Origin of the sequence: Bradyrhizobium sp. UFLA01-814, from assembly GCF_046718885.1 — a bacterium.
GTDB classification, from domain to species: Bacteria; Pseudomonadota; Alphaproteobacteria; order Rhizobiales; family Xanthobacteraceae; genus Bradyrhizobium; species Bradyrhizobium elkanii.
On record NZ_JAQOSR010000028.1, the window covers coordinates 15,972 to 31,444 of the forward strand.

Here is a 15,473-nt window from a genome sequence, read left to right on the forward strand (position 1 = left end):
CAGCATCTTGCTTCTGGGTGTAGCGAGCCTGGGCCTCGACGCGCATTGGACATCACATGCGCGGAAGAAGAGCTTTGCTTATCCGCAGACCGACAATCGCCTCGAAGGCGAAGTCTGGCGTCTACCTAGGCAACTGGAGCATTCGTCGCTGTCGCACCTCGCGCGAGAGGCGCTTTCCGACCTTGTCGTTGCATATCTACGCGAGAATGGTGGAGCGCACTTCACATTCACTATTGAGCATTGGCGCAGCTGGCAGAGGATTGAGTTACCAACGCCGCTTCAAGTGTTTCTCCGGGAAGGCCGCTGGCCGGCAAGTACGCGGCGTGACGAGACAACCTTCGAGACGCCCAGCGAGAGTTGGTCAACGACAGTCGCGCGTCAGCTACCGCCTCGCATGGTCCCACGATTTATCGCAGAACCCGGTAGCCGTGCCGCGCTGCCTGCAATCCTTTTCGACGAACGGGTTGGGCTTCGCGACTGGGCTGCGGCAGAGTCTGCTCCGGGCCGCCTCGCATCGCTGGCCGACGCACTCTCCGATTTGTCGGCAGCCGAACGGCGTGACTTGCGCGAGCAGCTCCGCCGTGCGTGGAGTGATGTCGCAGAACGGCGGCTGGCGCTCGGAAATTCGTTGGTACTTGTTGTCGAGCGCGCGGGTGGCCTCGAGCTGCTTGAACCTAATCCCGATGTGCCGCCCGTAGTTCACGTGACTACCGAGCGACAGGGCTTCGCGTCGCGAGCGCTTGCCGACCGCGGCGAGCCCGTTCTCGATGTAGGCGAGACAGACGGCGCGGCTGTTCGGGACCTGCTAGCGACTACTGGCGGCTTTAAGCCAAGTCTCGCCGATTCTGGAGATGTTCAGCTTCTTGTCGACGGAGAGGCATTCCAGGCCAGGCCGACCGATCCTCACCTCGTTGCCGGCGGCCTCGCATGGCTGAGTGACGTGGCTGTCCTCGCCCACGAACATCTCGGCGACGCCCTTGAGCTTCGCACGCTGCCGACTGATGAGCTCGATCGCCGCTTACGACAAATTCGCCTGAGGCGGTGCAATCGGTTCGCGCTCCTGATCGATGGTCAGGAAATTACGGCTCGGGGCGACGATCGCGTCCAGGCGATCCGACATGCCCGAATCCCAACGCTCCTGGTCAGCGGCGATGATCCGATCCGCATCGATCTCCTACTCGAGGCCGCGCCGGCGATAACCAAGCTCCTCGGCTCACGCCGAAATACGTTGGAGCCCATTTTGGGACGCCTGCTCCGGGCGGGCTACTCGGATGCCTCCTTGGCTCCAGGCGAGGGCATGCTGGCGCGTGCGATTCGTCGTGACATTGGCGTTGTCCGGGACCACTTCTCCGCAACGCGCGGAGGTGTGGAGGGGGGGGCGAATTCGAACTGAGCGCCCGGGAGCTTGAGATCGCCGGTAGCGCTAGCCGTGAAGGCAAGCGACGCTTCAGGATCTTGTATGTGCCATTCGTGTTCGATCCGTCACGCCGGCACGTCCTGCCTCTGAGTAACCCGGTCGGCGCGGGTACGAGGAATAGGTTTCGCGTCGTTCGGAGCGGCTCCATCAGGTATCGGTTCGAGAGGGGTGATGGCGGCAAGCGAGCGCGTTGAAGGCGATATGGCCGGCACTTGCTAAGGGCGGTGCTGGGGCGAAAACTCAGCGACGCTGCCGAACCGGCTAGCGCGCATGTTGCGCCAGGGTTCGGTGAGCGCAGCGGTAGCTCCATCAATGCGATCTTCAAGGCGACGATGCGCATGAGGTTGGCGCGCACTGATCTCGGCAAGGTATGTTTTTGCTCGATCTATTCGATGTTGGCCACCACAAGCCTTTGGCCAAGACAATTTGTGTTCACTAGCGAGTAGGTTGCAGCCTCGAACTCTGCCATGAGTCGATCATGAATGACCGTAGGTAGATCCCGGTTGTTTTTAACTGCGTCTCGTCGGGCGAAGTCAAAACGGAAGCGAAGGAGGGCAGCGTTCTCAATGCCGAACTGTAACCTTAATGCAACATATGAGTTTATTGCGATCCGACAGCAACTCTGGGTATTGTGAGCCGCGCTCCGATGTTGTGTGATGACCGCGGATACTTAATACGTTTGCGACGTTTGAACGGGGGCGTTCAATGCTTGCGAAATCGATATTCAACAATGGCTGGATTCTAGCGTTAATCGGAATCGCCCTGTCAGGCTGCGGGACTGTCGTGCCCGACATTCAAGAATTCTGGGGCACGCCCAAAGACGCCGCCAACAAGGTTGAGCAGATTTCGGCTCAGGTGGTGTGCGAACTTCGGCGCGCTGTTCAAAGAGTGCTGTGGGAAGGCCGGCATCGACAAACTGTCTTTATCCCAAACAGTTCGGCCCCGCCACCTCCGCCGGTTCAGCATCTCGATTGGTTCGAGCAAACATGGGGCGTTCAGGTTACTTTGAATCTGAATATTGCCGAAAATTCTGGCGTGGCTCCCGGAGTTTCATTCATTAGGAATTGGAGCAACTCCCAGTCGTTTACGGCAGGGCTCGGGGGCAGCCTGTCCAGCACCGCGACGCGAACCGACAAACTCAATATGTTTTTTACGGTGCAAGAGCTGGCGGACGCGTACAATTCGATGAAGCTGACGTGCATTACTGACGATCTGCCCAAGGCGAGCTTGTTCGTCGTAAGCGATTTGAAACTTTACGACTGGCTGCACGCGGCTTTGCTGCCCAATACAACCAACATCATCGCGTATCAAAACAGCAAGAACCCTACGAATGTAATTCAGCACGAAGTGAAATTCCAAATAGTATCGAATGGTAGTGCCACGCCTTCGTGGAAGCTCGTCGAATTCACGGCGAACACTTCGGGATCGTTTCTTACGGCTGGACGAGACCGAACACAGGATTTGACAATAACGTTCGGGCCTTTGGCTGACGGCGCGAAACCGAAGGTGGCGGTTAGTCATACAGGCAGGCCCGTCCGGACAGCACGGAGCCTCGAGCTTTCTACACCAGCAGAGAACGCGCACCTTGCTGCTCAGATAGGCCTCGCAGTTAGTCAGTCTCTGAAGTGAGGCTGAAGTTGATCGGAGGAGCAACTCTATGCCTGTGAAACAGAAATCTCATTCAATCCCACGAAGTCCCCAAGCGGCGAAGCGGCTTGGCTTTCACAAGCGAACCGAGAAGCGACATCCGCTGAGGGGTCTGAGTATCGACCAGAAGCGCAAGATGGTGATGGTCAGTTTTGACGCGAAAAGCGGTGCGCCAACGCGATTTTGTCATTTTGACCCCAAGACCGGCCTTTGGGTATGTAGCGATTCTTAGGACTCAGCTGAGGCGCGGCGATTAGTCGGCCGCGCTATCCAGTACATGATAGAGCATCAAAGATGGGTGCGTACAATCCATGCCGCCGCGTGCAAACCATTGCGGCCGCCGGGCTCGGGTAACGCTCCAGCTGGCCTGCTCGATCGGCACTGCCAAACCTTCATCGATCTGTAGCTCTCACCAATTACAAATTCGCCTCCCCTGATTGGGCTCGGGGCGACACACCAAGCCATACGCCACAGCGTTGCGCGAACCGCAACATTTGCGGATGTGAGAAGACCAGCCCAGGTCAGCCCATCGGGTGTTGCATTTGTCACGGGCAACCTAATTCGACCTCACTTTTACTTCTGGGTTCGATTGACGTGGAGACCTAACGGTTACCTGCAAGCTATTTCTAGCTCGTCCGCATCTCGGATCGTCTCGTCCTTTTCGCTGGCCTTGGCGCTCAGAAACTTCATGTTGACCCGCGGTGGAACCGCGAAATCTACGTCGAGATACGCGGTGCCCAGATGCATCGTGTTCTGGATGCGCTTCGCAGTCGCGGCACTCGTTATGAGGGCGGATACCAATACTCCGCCGCCCGTCGCCTTCGCCGCGACTGCATTCACTTTCTGTATGTCGGCGTCTCCGTTCGACTTTAGACGCAGACGGGCTTTGGGTGGCAAAGCCCAAGTCACCTTAAACGTCGTGACTTCGTAACCCATCTGTTCGAGTAAGGGCAGGGCATCCCCAACTTGTTGCGTGAATGCGATGAACTCCGTCATCATCTTGCTCGTCGCATCGGAAAAGTCGGGCAAAGAGAGATCAGGCATTGATGGGAGTGATACGGATGGCATCGAGGGAATACCGGGCATCATGTCGCGCGCCGACTTAGTTATGCGGTCGATGCGGCTAGCTGAGGATTCCTCTGAGCGAACGGTCGTGGGGGCAATGACCAGGAGCGCCAATACAAATGCCGTTTTCATCCGGATTTCCCTCGCAAGTGCGTCAAGTGCTGTTGTATGAAAAGACGACCTTAGGACGCAGCTATGTTCAACGCAATTACAGACGGCATAAGGAAGTGGCTTGTTGATCGCTTCGCATCAGCTATTAGACGCACGACACGGGAGGAAGATCGAGTCCTCGCCATACAATGGTTGAGCGACTCGCGTGCGGTCGTTGCTAGTGATCTGCGCCCCGCCGAGAAGTTTAGGAAGCTAAACGAGCTGATTAGCTCGCGGACGGCAATTGTAGTGATTGCCAAGAGTATTTCTGAGGCCGTTTCAAATTATCGTAACTCAGACCTTCCGTTGCCAATGAAAATCGCGCTGCCGGCGACGTTGGCTGCCATTCCTTTGGTTGGGGGACAAGCCGCTGGTATAGCGGCTTTCGGTGGAGCTCTGGGCGTTCCCGTTTTGCTGCTAGTCTTTCTCGGGGCGGCAGGCATCACTTCAATAATCGAGGCTGTGGTTACCTCACCTGAGACGCGCCCTCACATCGCTGAAATCATTGACGCCATAGTACAGGACGAGCGCTTGCGTCGGGCTAGCGCGCAAATGAAGACCGCGATGAAGGATCAGCCAATGGATCCGACTCGCTTTGCTGTACCCCCAGATGAGTTGGCGCTGCGGGGATACTTGCTCGGCATGGACCCGTTCCTATTCGAACGTCATACCATGAGTTTCTTCGACGCAGCGGGTTTCGAGGATTGGGCGACACGGAAGTCGAATGACTTTGGTGTTGATGGCTTTGCGATCCATCCTGAGGGTCTGATGATCGTTCAATGCAAGTGAAACGCGACGGATAACAAGATAGGCCGTCCGGCTATCCAGCAGTTCAAGGACGTTGTTGAGGAGCAGAACGCGTTTCGTGGTTATGTCGTGACGACATCCGCATTTACCGACGAAGCGAGAGAGTCGGCCGAGCTATCGAAAAAACTGTTCTTGGTTGACATGGATACGCTCGTGGCATGGCACGCTGAGCTTCCAACGCTTCTATGAGGTGAATGCGAAGGCAACGTGCACCGGTGCAGCGCGCTCGGACGTGACAGCGCCGGAAGTAGCCGCGTGGTGGTGCCGTATGATCGTATCGAGGGAAGGGCTCCCGCTATGTTTGATACCAAGGTAAGTGAAGCGGACTATGATGCACTGCGGGTACTGATCGATTGTATGGAGAAGACGCCGCCGCTGTCTCAGAAGGATCCGTGATTTGTCCGCTGACCAGTCAGGTATCGGTAGACCTGCTCTATTGCTGGAGCGCTTGGATCTTTCTCGCGACCCCGGCATCTTTGTTGGCGACCTGTTCTTGGAAGCGCTGACGGGTTGCCGCTAGGAGGGTACCGCGAGCGATTCAATCAGGCGGATCTCGTGGTTGCTCGCCTTGTAAGCCGAACAACAGCACCCAGTGTTAGCAGGAGAGCCGTTAAGGAGCGGCGCCAGCATGGACAACACACTTTGCCAGCGCTTTTGCGCCGCCTGACGACAGCAGATGGCGTCGCCAAATTTGCGCCAACGCTACCGGCAGAAAGCCGTCGAATAATATTTTTGTTCTACATTGTGTATAACTATGTAAAATGACAATGTTTGCGGATTGGCTAACTAGGTGCCTATGAACTCGATATCCGCAAGTCAGTGCGCCGCCGCCCGTGCGCTGGTCGGCTGGTCGCAAGATGAGTTAGCGCTGGCTGCGCAGGTGTCGCGCGCGACGATCGCCAACTTTGAGAGCAACACGCGCATAGAGCCGTCGCAAAGGAACCTGCTCTCCATCGTGGCGTCGCTCGAGCAGAAGGGCGTGATGTTCATCCCCGAGGACGTCGAGCGTGGGCTAGGCGCGGGTGTTCGACTTCGGAAGCTGGAGCTCGAGTATTCCAGCGCGCTGCGCACCGTGATCCGTGGCGCCGGCTGGGATCTAGTTTTTCCAGTCCGCTACAAGGGGCAGGCCTGCCAGGTCACGATTCCCCGCGAGATCATCGACGATATTGCCCGCGGCAACTTTCCGACCACCGCCGAGCAGGTGAAGGTCGTGCAGAGCCGCTTGCCCGAGTTTTTGAAGGCGGTTGAAAGCAGGTTGAGCCAGACCGCTGCTGTGCCCGCTGAAATAAGACTCGTGTGGGAAGACTTTCCGGTTGGCACCTTCTAGCTAGGGCAGCGGCTGGCGTATTACATCCTTAAGGAACGCTTAACTATCTGGGCGTAGGGTGTGGGCATGACGAAACGTGTAATTTCGGTGCGCCTCTCCCGAGAACGCCTCGACCAGCTCGACGGCGTTTGCCGCAAGCTCGGCATGAACCGTTCGCAGGTCATCGACAGTGCGTTGCGGCTGATTCCCGAAATCATGTCAGGAAAGGCGGAACTTCACTATGACCCCGAACGGTTCAAGCGACCCGGGCAAGCTGAATAGGAATCATCTTGCTGGGCTTGTTGCGCTCCCAGTCATCGTCGTGATTGCGGCAACGAGCGGCTATCGCTTTCATATTGGCCTTACCGGTTTCACCTTCGAGAGAGACACGCCGATTGCTGCGCATTGAGCGTGGTGCGCAATCCATGCGTTCTGCCCCGAAAAAGGCGCCAATGTTTCCCGGGCTCTCGACTGGTACAAAATCGCGGTGCAGAATCCGCGTCTCGACCGCCAAGCAGGACTACGACGCCCAGCTTACGGAGGCGGGAGCCCAGAAAGTCTTCGCCGAGAAAGTCACCGGCACCAAGTCAGACCGCGACCAACTTAAGCCGGCGATTGCTGCTCTCGACCCCGGTGACGTGCTCATCGTCACACGCGTCGCGTTCCGCGAGGGTAACGGCCGCACCAGCTATCGCTCTTCTTGTTGCTCGCGGATCGGGGGTGAGTTGCGACGATCTGAGCACTGGTCCAGTGCAGTCAGCCAGCCCTTCCAGCGCGGAAACGAAGCGGCCAAAAGCCTCGTCGAGTCGAGGACCATCGAGGATGGCAAGCTCCTCGCAACGTTTGTGGAATTCTTGGAAATCCGGAGTTTACCGGCAAACCACACTGCGAAATTTTGCGCTGCTCTCGCTGTGATCGCGAACAGAATTTGATACGGCAGCCCGACGCCTTGCTCGCAAACTCGCGGGCGGATGCGCAAGGCTGACCGATCGCTAAACTCGATGTGCTCATGTCCTGGGCGGTTGGAGCCGTCGCACAGCGCCTATCGAACGCGGGATTTGAGCGTCCACACGCGACCCAATGCATTAATTAAGATGTAAGCCGCTGTTAGACTAAGTGGCGTTTTGACCGGAGAAATCCAGATCGCCGGGAGGCGGACCGCACTATGACCGACCACGTCACCGCCGCCCTGGAGGCGCTTGACAGCTCCGGAGATGCTGCTCTCAAGCGAGTGTCCGGCACACAGCAAATGCTTCGCCGTCCCAATACGCATTCCTTTGTCAAAAACGCGATTCTGGCGAGAGTTTCTCTTCAAGATCTCGCGGCGATAGGGGAGTTCCTCGAGCCGATCATCCTCAGAGAACGCATGGTGCTGCAAGAGCCGAAAAGGAAACTTGAACACATCTATTTTATCGAGTCGGGCCTCGTCTCGCTAAGGATTGTCGCGGCGGGAAGCATTCTAGAAACGGCGGTAATAGGATATCGCGGTGCTATTGGCGCTTCGCTCTTAGTGGGAGGGTACCTTTCGACCTATCAATCTATGGTGCTCTTTTCCGGAAGCGCGCACAGGATCCGTGTAGCGGATTTGCGTCTCGTGATGAACGAGCGTCCTGAAATCGGAGAACATCTTTCCCGGTATGATCGAGCGCTCGCCTTGCATTGCGCTCAGACAGGTTTGTGCGGGGTCCGCCACGGTCGCGAAAAACGGCTCGCCAGCTGGCTGTGTCTGGCGAGTGACGCTGTCGACGCTCAGGTGCTTCCAATTACCCATGAATACCTTTCGTCCGTCTTGGGATTGCGCCGCGCTGGGGTTACGGAGACCTTGAGCAGGTTTGAAGAACAAGGATTGATTCGCAAGAGACGCGGTGTCTTGCAGATCGATGAACGCAAGGGGCTCGAGCAAAGGGCATGTGGCTGTTACAAGCTTATTTCGGACGCTTATGCCTGTCGTGAATCCCGGGGGTCGGCGGAACGGACAAATTGCTAAACACACCGCTTCTAGCGCCCTGCTTCATTCTCCTGTTTAATCTGGAGACAAACTGCCAACCGCAGTACCACCTGCGCGGGGAGCATTGGTCTGTGCAGTCGCATGCATCGGTGGACATTTCCAGGCAGTTGAATCGCATCTGAACAAAAATATTCCGCCCTCCGTTGTTCCGGCGTGTCAATTCATGCAGGCACTCGCGACTGAGTTGGAGGGGGCTCGTGACGAATAATTCCGCAATCACGTGGCCCTGGGTAAGCCGCCCTTAGACGCTCTCTTCAATGCGGCAAGCTGATGGTGATTTTACGACCGCGGATCGAGCGCTTCATTCGTCGCGCGTCGATGTAGCGGTAGGACCGACCTCGGATCGAGCTCTTCATCGACATCGATATCGATATCGAGGACAAGACATGTCCCTGCCGCCAGCGCGAGTTACGCCAGACTGGCGAGGATCGAAGTGATGGGTTGGAATCCGTCCTGCGAGTTCCGGATCCTATTACCCGGCGAGCCAAATGCGCCAGCCATGCTTGCGAGGACAGTATCATGTAGGCGCCGAGGACGCCCCGATGGGGAAGGAAGGATTGGCGCTGACATGCGACGAAATTGGACTTCTTGTCCTTCTCAGACAAACAACCAGTCGAGCAGCAGCTATACTTGAGAGATACTGAATGGCGGAACGTCTCTGGCGTCGAACCTCGAGACTGTAACGCCTTCGGTACGGTGATGGGAAAAGCGTTGCCGCCGTTGCTGGTCGGCCGAGAAAAGCAATAAGGAAGGGCTGATGCCAATCAACTATCCAGTCGTACTCGATCTCAAAAACGATGCCGCTCCCTATTCGTGGAGTGATCGTGAGGTAATGCTCTATGCGCTTGGTATAGGCATGGGATCTGATCCTCTGAACAAAGCGGAGCTGCAATTTGTCAACGAGGCATTTGCAACATCCAAGCCCCTGAAGGTGGTTCCGACCTTTGCTTCGGTGTGTGTATGGGGGGCGCGACCCGGAGTCATCGACCTCAACCGCGTCATGATCGTTGATGCCGGCCGCGATATCACGTTTCACAAGCCAATCCCTGTCATGGCCAGCGTAACTGCGGATGCGCGCGTGCGCGGCGTGTACGACAAGGGCAAGGAGAAAGGCGCCATCATTCAGAGCGAAATCGTCGTCAGGGATCGCGATGATGACAAGATCGTCACAATTCTTTCTTCGACCTTTGCGAGGGGCGACGGCGGTTTCGGCGGACCATCGGAAGGAATACCAGAGCCGCACCAGGTACCCCGCCGAGCGCCCGACAAGTCAGTCGATATTCCGACACGGCCCGACCAAGCCCTGATCTACCGTCTGTCCGGTGATCGAAATCCCTTGCACAGCGATCCGGAATTCGCGCGTCAGGCTGGTTTTCCCAGGCCAATTCTCCATGGGATGTGCACATATGGCCTGACCTGCAGGGCCGTTCTGCAAACGTATGCCGACTACGATCCTTCTGCTTTCCGTCTTCATCGCGTCCGCTTTTCGGCTCCGGTGTTCCCGGGCGAGACCGTCACAATCAATCTATGGAAGGACGGCAATTCGATTTCGTTTGAAGGTCATGTTCGAGAGCGCCGGGTTACCGTTGTCAGGAACGGGCAGACGGTGCTGGGCTAAACGTTTCGAGCCCGCTAGAACCGCGACGTGCGTTATCGCCTCAGAGGCATAACGATCCGAACGATTGAGCCTGCCAGCTCACGTCTTCCTTGCAGATATCCTTCGGTAGTCGCTTGGAGTGAGGCCAAAGCGGGCTTTGAACAGCCGAGAGAAGTGAGGCAAGCTTGCGAACCCGGACGAGTAAGCGACCTCGGAGATGCGTTCCTCTTCCATGGACAACCTATAGGCGGCAACGGACAGGCGGCTCTCCATAAGCAACTTTCTGAAAGTCGTTCCATTGTCAGCGCAGGTTCTGTGAATCGTGCGCGAGGAGCACTTGAACTCCTTCGCTGCATGCAGAGCACGAAGTCTATCCCTGGCGAGGTTGCTGCAGATGAACTGAATAATCCGGCTCATCCGGTCTTCAGCAGTTGAGATGCTTCGTTGTCCAGTTACCAGGACCTCGAGGGACTGCCGTATGCGACTACCGTGCATTAATACGCCCCCCGTTTGGGCGACTCCATGAATTCGCTGGCAAAATCAGCGATCATCTCAAAGGGTAGGGTTTTCCGGTTGTTTCTGTTACTTTTTCCAAGATGCACTTGCATAGCCGCTCTATGTCGCGGGCCTCGTGCTCCGCCGTAATGCACACTCGAATCCCCGCCTTCCGCTGCCCGACCAGTGGGGAGAGCGTCCCCAAGGTATAGAATCCGCCATCGAGAAGCCCTCTTGCGATTGCGATCGCATTGGCCTCCGATCCGATGGCGATTGTTCTGATCGGCAGTGAATTGCCTTGCCCGGGGGTTGCGATACGACGGTCAAAGTGCTCGATGCGTTGCGCCAGTCGCTCTTGCCGCTGACCGAGTTCTGCCGAGCAGTGAATTTTGCACGACCCGAGCGCCGCGCCAATCGCCGCCACGTTGGGTGCCAGCGAACACACACCAGGAATGGAATAACGTCGAAACAGCGACTCGCCGTCGGCGGTTCCAAGCATCAAAATACCGCCCGATGCACCGAAGCCCTTGGCCAGCGAGGCTGCTATGATCGTCCGTTCACCGAGCTCTTGCGGAAATTGAGAGCGCGCGAATCCTTCGCCATGGCGCCCGAAGATCGATAAGCCGTGAGCATCGTCGATATAGAGATAGAGCCCATAACGTTCCTGGAGGCGGCGCAATTCCTTGAGGGGCGAATAGCCTCCCATACAATAAACACCGTGGCATATATAGGCGACCACGGGATTTTCACGGCACAGGCGTTCGAGAGCGTCGATATCATTGTGGGCGATTTCCACGCGCGTTTCATCGGCCATCGCCTGGCAGGCGAGCGAGATGTGTGCAAAGCTATCAAACACCAGGACTGGCTTCGTTCCGCCCGTCAATTGGCCCGAAGCAAGGATGGGCATCGCCACCAGATTGGCTAGCGTGACACTGGATAAGGCAAGCGCGCGCGCGCAGAACATCTCGGAAAGGCGTTCTTCAAGTTCTCGCAGAAGATCGCAATTGAGTTGGGCTCGGGCCCAGGACCAGTGCAATGAACGCTGCGCCTCGATGGCTTCGATCGCCCCAGCGATGATCACCGGATGATTGTCGAGACCTAGATAAGAGCTTCGCACGCAATCAATTACCTGCGGGCAACTGTCAAGCGGGCTGTCGTCCTGGGGACTCGTGCGTCCACGTCCATGGATAGTCATGAGGCCGGATGTTCGAGCTGCATCAAAATACCGGGCTTTGATCCGACCGTGCTCAATCGGCCGACCACCATCGGATGGAGCGATCCGATGGTGCATTTCATTCGCCATTCTGACCTCTCAAGGATGTGCAGCCGACCGCTCAGCTGCGCCCCACTCAACAGCGACGCCTAGCGAGATTGGGCCGACTGGAGATTCTGTAGAAATCGTACGGGCAGTTCGATCAGTTCACCATCGAGCTAAACCATTAGTTACCCGCTTGGGCAGCTACCAAATCAAATAGGCCTGCCTGGTGAGCGTGAGAAGCGCTGCTGTAGCCGCGTCCCACCGATAGCTCTTGGCTTCCGGCTGAACGCAGTTTGGACGATGTTGAGAACCGCCCATGGTATTGTCAGTAGCGTGTGTCGGCCGAATCCGATCATCTGCGCTTTAGCGATCTTGAAGTTACCAGCGATGCGCCAACCACGCTCGAGGCGCACGTCCTGGCATAACGCTGGCGGATGTGAAATCGCCGTGACCCGGTGATTGTCGATTGAGGAGAGGACGACGGGGAAGGGCACCACTTGGCTCCTCCGCCAGGGACTTCGCCAAAGATCCGCCGCCCACCGGTTGACCGGAGTAGGTGCCGCGGTGCAGTCCGCAATGCACGCGTCGATCACCTCGTTGGCAAGGCTTTGCGCGCCGGCAGGAAGCAACGCTTGCTACCGACGTCTTCCTCATCAGAGTAGGTAGTTGTCTCGAGCCTCTTGTGAGGTACCAACAGTTCAGCAATTTGCCGTGGGCTCGAACGTAGTTCATCTCGATAGGAGACAAACTGTAAAAATGGCGAAAACCAGTCCATTACACGTCTCTGTGCCACTAACAAAGAGGACAACTAAAATCTTGGATAGGCATGACCGAGAATTTGTGCACCGAGTTGTTTCTGTGTGCGCACCTCCATTCGACTCGCGCTGCGAATGAGGAGCTGCGCGCTGCGACGTTCGAGCTTCCCATTATGGTGAGATGCTTGATCAACGGTTGTCTCCGTCACGCGGGGGCCGGACGCGCAGGTCAAGATCTGGTGTAATCGGGCGCTGGCTCCACTTCAGTCGCCTTTTCTACATGGCGAAGTTGGCGCGAAACGAGCGCACTGGCAAACAGCAAACGCCGCAAAGTGGCCGGGAAAAAGGAGGCTTAGGTCTCGGGAGACGTCAGAGCGGACGGTTGCCGCCACGGGGGCTGGTTAGGCCAGCAGGCCGGCTTAGAGAACGACTTCAAGCTGCGGCTGCAACTCCTCTATGACATCGCCTAACATCCTATCTCTCACCTAACTTGGAGCAGGGCCATGGCTCTTTCTCTCTCCCTCGCCGGCCGGCGAGCGATCGTTTCCGCGGCGACATCCGGTATTGGGCGAGTTATTGCCGAGACTCTGTCGGAAGCGGGAGCCCGGGTGGAAGTGTGTGGCATGGATCAGGCGAAGGTCGCGGAGTTGGAACGACATCATGCCACCATTGGCGCATCCTCTTGTGATCTTGCTGATGCGGCCGCTACCGAGCGCTTCTTTGCCGGCGCCGTCGAGCGGCTGGGCGGGCTCGACATCCTGATCAACAATGCAGGCATAGCAGGCCCCATCGAGCCCGCCGAAACGATCGCGCTTGAGGCATGGAACCGTACGCTGGCGATCAACCTGACGAGCCACTTTCTCCTCGCCCGCCTCGCCGCGCCTTTTATGCGCAATGCGGGTGGCGGCGCGATCGTCAACATCTCATCGACATCAGGGCTCGAAGGCAACGCGCGGCGTTCGCCCTACAATGCGTCGAAATGGGGCGTCATTGGTCTGACCAAAAGCCTCGCGAAGGAATTGGGCCCTTCACGAATCCGTGTCAACGTCATCTGCCCCGGCTTCGTCGAAGGGGACCGTATGGAGCGCGTCATCGCCGAGACAGCGGCGCAGAAGGCAGTCAAGCCTGGGGAGGTTCGCGCCCGCTTGCTCGCCGCTTCGTCTATGGGCATACCCGTGCGACCCGATGATATCGCCGCCATGCTCCTCTTCCTGGTGTCGGATCTGGGTACGCGGATGTCAGGTCACGTCTTCGTTGTGGACGCCGACGCGATGTGAGGTGCCGCCGAGTGGCTGAGTCTTGACCACAGAAGCACGGCGTCAGCGACGGTCGACACTCGTCCGGACCACGCGCTATTGAGACCGATTCTCAGGTGACCCTCACCAGTGATCCGGATCCGCCTAGGAATGATGTCGCAAGAATTTCGCATAGCTATCTTGCGAGAGGTCCGCCGCGATGGCCGCAGCCGCAAGCCGTGTCGCGCGGCCACATTGCTTGTTTGACTGCTGGCATCACAGTCGAGGAGATGAGGGGGCTTAGCCGGCTAAATCTTGATCTGGGAAAAACACTTGCAGTCGCGGAAACGCCCCTGACGGATCACGATCGCAGCAAGCCTGCACCTCAAGCGTTTGAGCTGCTGGAAAAATGCGTTATTTCCATCAGTGTGGCAGGATTATCCATCGGGCAGGAATAATGCACCGAACCCTGCTGACGTTGTCGCAGCTTCGTGGCGCTGATTGCGGCTGCTTTCGCGCTGCTCTGCCCGAGGTCTCCACTTGAATGCGCTCGTTCGCTTCGCTTCCGGAAACCAGCCCCACGCTTACCTTCATTTTACGGAATCTGCCGCCACCGAACCGCGGTCGGTGATTCGCAAGAACATGCAATTTGGATCCTTTAGACTTCAACAAAGTTATAGAAAATTGGATTTAAGGTATGGAGAGTGTCATGCGCTACCTTCTGTTCATCGTTGCGATCGCAGTTTCCGTCCTAGTTAGCTTTGGATCGCATTCGACCGCCGCTGCACGAGATCGAGCGGGATACGCGCTTCCGGCTCGACAGGACATTTATTGTTTGCAAGGACGTGCCTGGGGGGGATATCCGGGCACTTGCCAGTTCTCGACCTATAGCCAGTGCATGGCCAGTGCGTCCGGTACAGGTGGTTATTGCAATATCAATCCAGTGTACGCTTTTGCGCAACGTTGGTGGCAATCGCGTTAGTGCGGCAGGTCACTGAAACCGGAAAGCTGAGAGATGGGCCCGGTAACGGCGATTGATGGGGGCATGCCGACCAATTGGCCCTCGAACAGGGTGGTGGAGCGATGAGCAGGGCAACCGGTCGAAGGACCAGCAGCATTGCTTTAGTCGAATACTGCTCGGCTGGGAGGGACCAGGACGATATGGCTACCTTGCGGGAATGGGCGCTGCGCGGCGAGACTTCCCGCCAACGCTCCTGGCGGCCGCTGAAAGACCATGACCGATCTGGCGGTCCTGCGCTGTGACCGGATCGATGCGGTGGTCCATCAAGGGACCGACCGATGGCGACAGCTTTCAGACCTGTGCCGAGCTGGGTTTATCCCTGCCTGTTAGGCCGCAACCGACCGACCTTCGACTCAATGCGATGCGGAGGGCTACGCGCCGATGTGGATTGCCTAACCGCGATCGTTCACGCGCCTCCGATTGCTTTGCCGCCGTTGAATGCCGATGCCTGTCAACACCGCGTCTTCAAACGGCCAACCCCACCAGAGTGGGGAGTAGCTCGATTGCGGTTGATGATGTACCGACGACTACTAACGGGCAATATAGAATATAGGCTATGAAGCAGCTCATCGTCATAGGACAAGGTGAAGCGATGGCAAGGGCAGTTAATCCGTTGCATGACTTATGCTTCGTTCAAGTGCAGGATAAACGCCACTATCCAAAAAAAGATCACCAAACTTCGGATGATCACAGGAGCCACACCGAGTCACCA

General features: G+C 57.2%; 13 protein-coding genes and 1 pseudogene. 11 read left to right on the forward strand and 3 right to left on the reverse strand.

Features of this window, described 5'->3' with window-relative positions:
- The first annotated feature begins 7 nt into the window (after positions 1-7).
- Together PMN64_RS11300 and PMN64_RS11305 are read left to right on the forward strand one after the other, a co-directional pair.
- Positions 8-1,393 carry a hypothetical protein gene (locus PMN64_RS11300; RefSeq protein WP_411780742.1) on the forward strand — a complete coding sequence of 462 codons (1,386 nt, stop codon included), beginning with the start codon at positions 8-10 and terminating at the stop codon, positions 1,391-1,393.
- A 729-nt stretch (positions 1,394-2,122) separates the two neighbouring features.
- Positions 2,123-3,046, forward strand: a complete 924-nt coding sequence (locus tag PMN64_RS11305; RefSeq protein ID WP_411780743.1) for a hypothetical protein — start codon at positions 2,123-2,125, stop codon at positions 3,044-3,046.
- 627 nt (positions 3,047-3,673) lie between these two features.
- Here PMN64_RS11305 and PMN64_RS11310 read toward each other — a convergent pair.
- A complete protein-coding gene (locus tag PMN64_RS11310) occupies positions 3,674-4,261 on the reverse strand; it encodes a hypothetical protein (protein WP_411780744.1) in 588 nt (195 codons plus the stop codon).
- A 330-nt stretch (positions 4,262-4,591) separates the two neighbouring features.
- On the opposite strand from PMN64_RS11310, the pseudogene PMN64_RS11315 reads away from it, so the two are divergent.
- From PMN64_RS11315 to PMN64_RS11340, 6 genes and pseudogenes are all read left to right on the forward strand, one after another.
- Positions 4,592-5,275: pseudogene (locus tag PMN64_RS11315) on the forward strand (restriction endonuclease).
- A 607-nt stretch (positions 5,276-5,882) separates the two neighbouring features.
- Entirely contained in the window at positions 5,883-6,413 is a 531-nt protein-coding gene (locus PMN64_RS11320; RefSeq protein WP_411780745.1) for a helix-turn-helix transcriptional regulator, read from the forward strand.
- A 66-nt stretch (positions 6,414-6,479) separates the two neighbouring features.
- Positions 6,480-6,674: a hypothetical protein gene (locus tag PMN64_RS11325; RefSeq protein ID WP_411780746.1), complete on the forward strand. Its 195-nt coding sequence runs from the start codon at positions 6,480-6,482 to the stop codon at positions 6,672-6,674.
- Between the two features lie 113 nt (positions 6,675-6,787).
- Complete coding sequence (locus tag PMN64_RS11330) at positions 6,788-7,324, forward strand: recombinase family protein (RefSeq protein WP_411780747.1); 537 nt, start codon at positions 6,788-6,790, stop codon at positions 7,322-7,324.
- Positions 7,325-7,557: 233 nt separating this feature from the next.
- Positions 7,558-8,379 carry a Crp/Fnr family transcriptional regulator gene (locus tag PMN64_RS11335; protein ID WP_411780748.1) on the forward strand — a complete coding sequence of 274 codons (822 nt, stop codon included), beginning with the start codon at positions 7,558-7,560 and terminating at the stop codon, positions 8,377-8,379.
- Between the two features lie 778 nt (positions 8,380-9,157).
- Positions 9,158-10,018: a MaoC/PaaZ C-terminal domain-containing protein gene (locus PMN64_RS11340; RefSeq protein ID WP_411780749.1), complete on the forward strand. Its 861-nt coding sequence runs from the start codon at positions 9,158-9,160 to the stop codon at positions 10,016-10,018.
- 78 nt (positions 10,019-10,096) lie between these two features.
- Here the strand turns inward: PMN64_RS11340 and PMN64_RS11345 are convergent, their stop codons facing one another.
- Together PMN64_RS11345 and PMN64_RS11350 are read right to left on the reverse strand one after the other, a co-directional pair.
- On the reverse strand, positions 10,097-10,492 hold the full coding sequence (locus PMN64_RS11345) for a helix-turn-helix transcriptional regulator (protein ID WP_411780751.1): 396 nt from the start codon (positions 10,490-10,492) through the stop codon (positions 10,097-10,099).
- 52 nt (positions 10,493-10,544) lie between these two features.
- On the reverse strand, positions 10,545-11,795 hold the full coding sequence (locus PMN64_RS11350; RefSeq protein ID WP_411780752.1) for an aminotransferase class I/II-fold pyridoxal phosphate-dependent enzyme: 1,251 nt from the start codon (positions 11,793-11,795) through the stop codon (positions 10,545-10,547).
- A 1,213-nt stretch (positions 11,796-13,008) separates the two neighbouring features.
- On the opposite strand from PMN64_RS11350, the gene PMN64_RS11355 reads away from it, so the two are divergent.
- The 3 genes from PMN64_RS11355 to PMN64_RS11365 all read left to right on the forward strand — a co-directional run bounded on the left by PMN64_RS11355 (position 13,009) and on the right by PMN64_RS11365 (position 14,722).
- Positions 13,009-13,782 (forward strand): SDR family oxidoreductase, encoded by a 774-nt coding sequence (locus PMN64_RS11355; RefSeq protein WP_411780753.1) that lies wholly within the window; start codon positions 13,009-13,011, stop codon positions 13,780-13,782.
- A 95-nt stretch (positions 13,783-13,877) separates the two neighbouring features.
- Positions 13,878-14,198, forward strand: a complete 321-nt coding sequence (locus tag PMN64_RS11360) for a hypothetical protein (protein ID WP_411780754.1) — start codon at positions 13,878-13,880, stop codon at positions 14,196-14,198.
- 251 nt (positions 14,199-14,449) lie between these two features.
- Complete coding sequence (locus tag PMN64_RS11365) at positions 14,450-14,722, forward strand: DUF3551 domain-containing protein (protein WP_411780755.1); 273 nt, start codon at positions 14,450-14,452, stop codon at positions 14,720-14,722.
- Positions 14,723-15,473 lie beyond the last annotated feature (751 nt).

Bases quoted from the DNA above. Each gene is read 5' to 3' on its own strand.
- PMN64_RS11350 (WP_411780752.1), bottom strand. From the start codon at position 11,795: ATGGCGAATGAAATGCACCATCGGATCGCTCCATCCGATGGTGGTCGG.
- PMN64_RS11325 (WP_411780746.1), top strand. From the start codon at position 6,480: ATGACGAAACGTGTAATTTCGGTGCGCCTCTCCCGAGAACGCCTCGAC.
- PMN64_RS11365 (WP_411780755.1), top strand. From the start codon at position 14,450: ATGCGCTACCTTCTGTTCATCGTTGCGATCGCAGTTTCCGTCCTAGTT.
- PMN64_RS11335 (WP_411780748.1), top strand. From the start codon at position 7,558: ATGACCGACCACGTCACCGCCGCCCTGGAGGCGCTTGACAGCTCCGGA.
- PMN64_RS11355 (WP_411780753.1), top strand. From the start codon at position 13,009: ATGGCTCTTTCTCTCTCCCTCGCCGGCCGGCGAGCGATCGTTTCCGCG.
- PMN64_RS11340 (WP_411780749.1), top strand. From the start codon at position 9,158: ATGCCAATCAACTATCCAGTCGTACTCGATCTCAAAAACGATGCCGCT.
- PMN64_RS11320 (WP_411780745.1), top strand. From the start codon at position 5,883: ATGAACTCGATATCCGCAAGTCAGTGCGCCGCCGCCCGTGCGCTGGTC.
- PMN64_RS11305 (WP_411780743.1), top strand. From the start codon at position 2,123: ATGCTTGCGAAATCGATATTCAACAATGGCTGGATTCTAGCGTTAATC.
- PMN64_RS11310 (WP_411780744.1), bottom strand. From the start codon at position 4,261: ATGAAAACGGCATTTGTATTGGCGCTCCTGGTCATTGCCCCCACGACC.
- PMN64_RS11345 (WP_411780751.1), bottom strand. From the start codon at position 10,492: ATGCACGGTAGTCGCATACGGCAGTCCCTCGAGGTCCTGGTAACTGGA.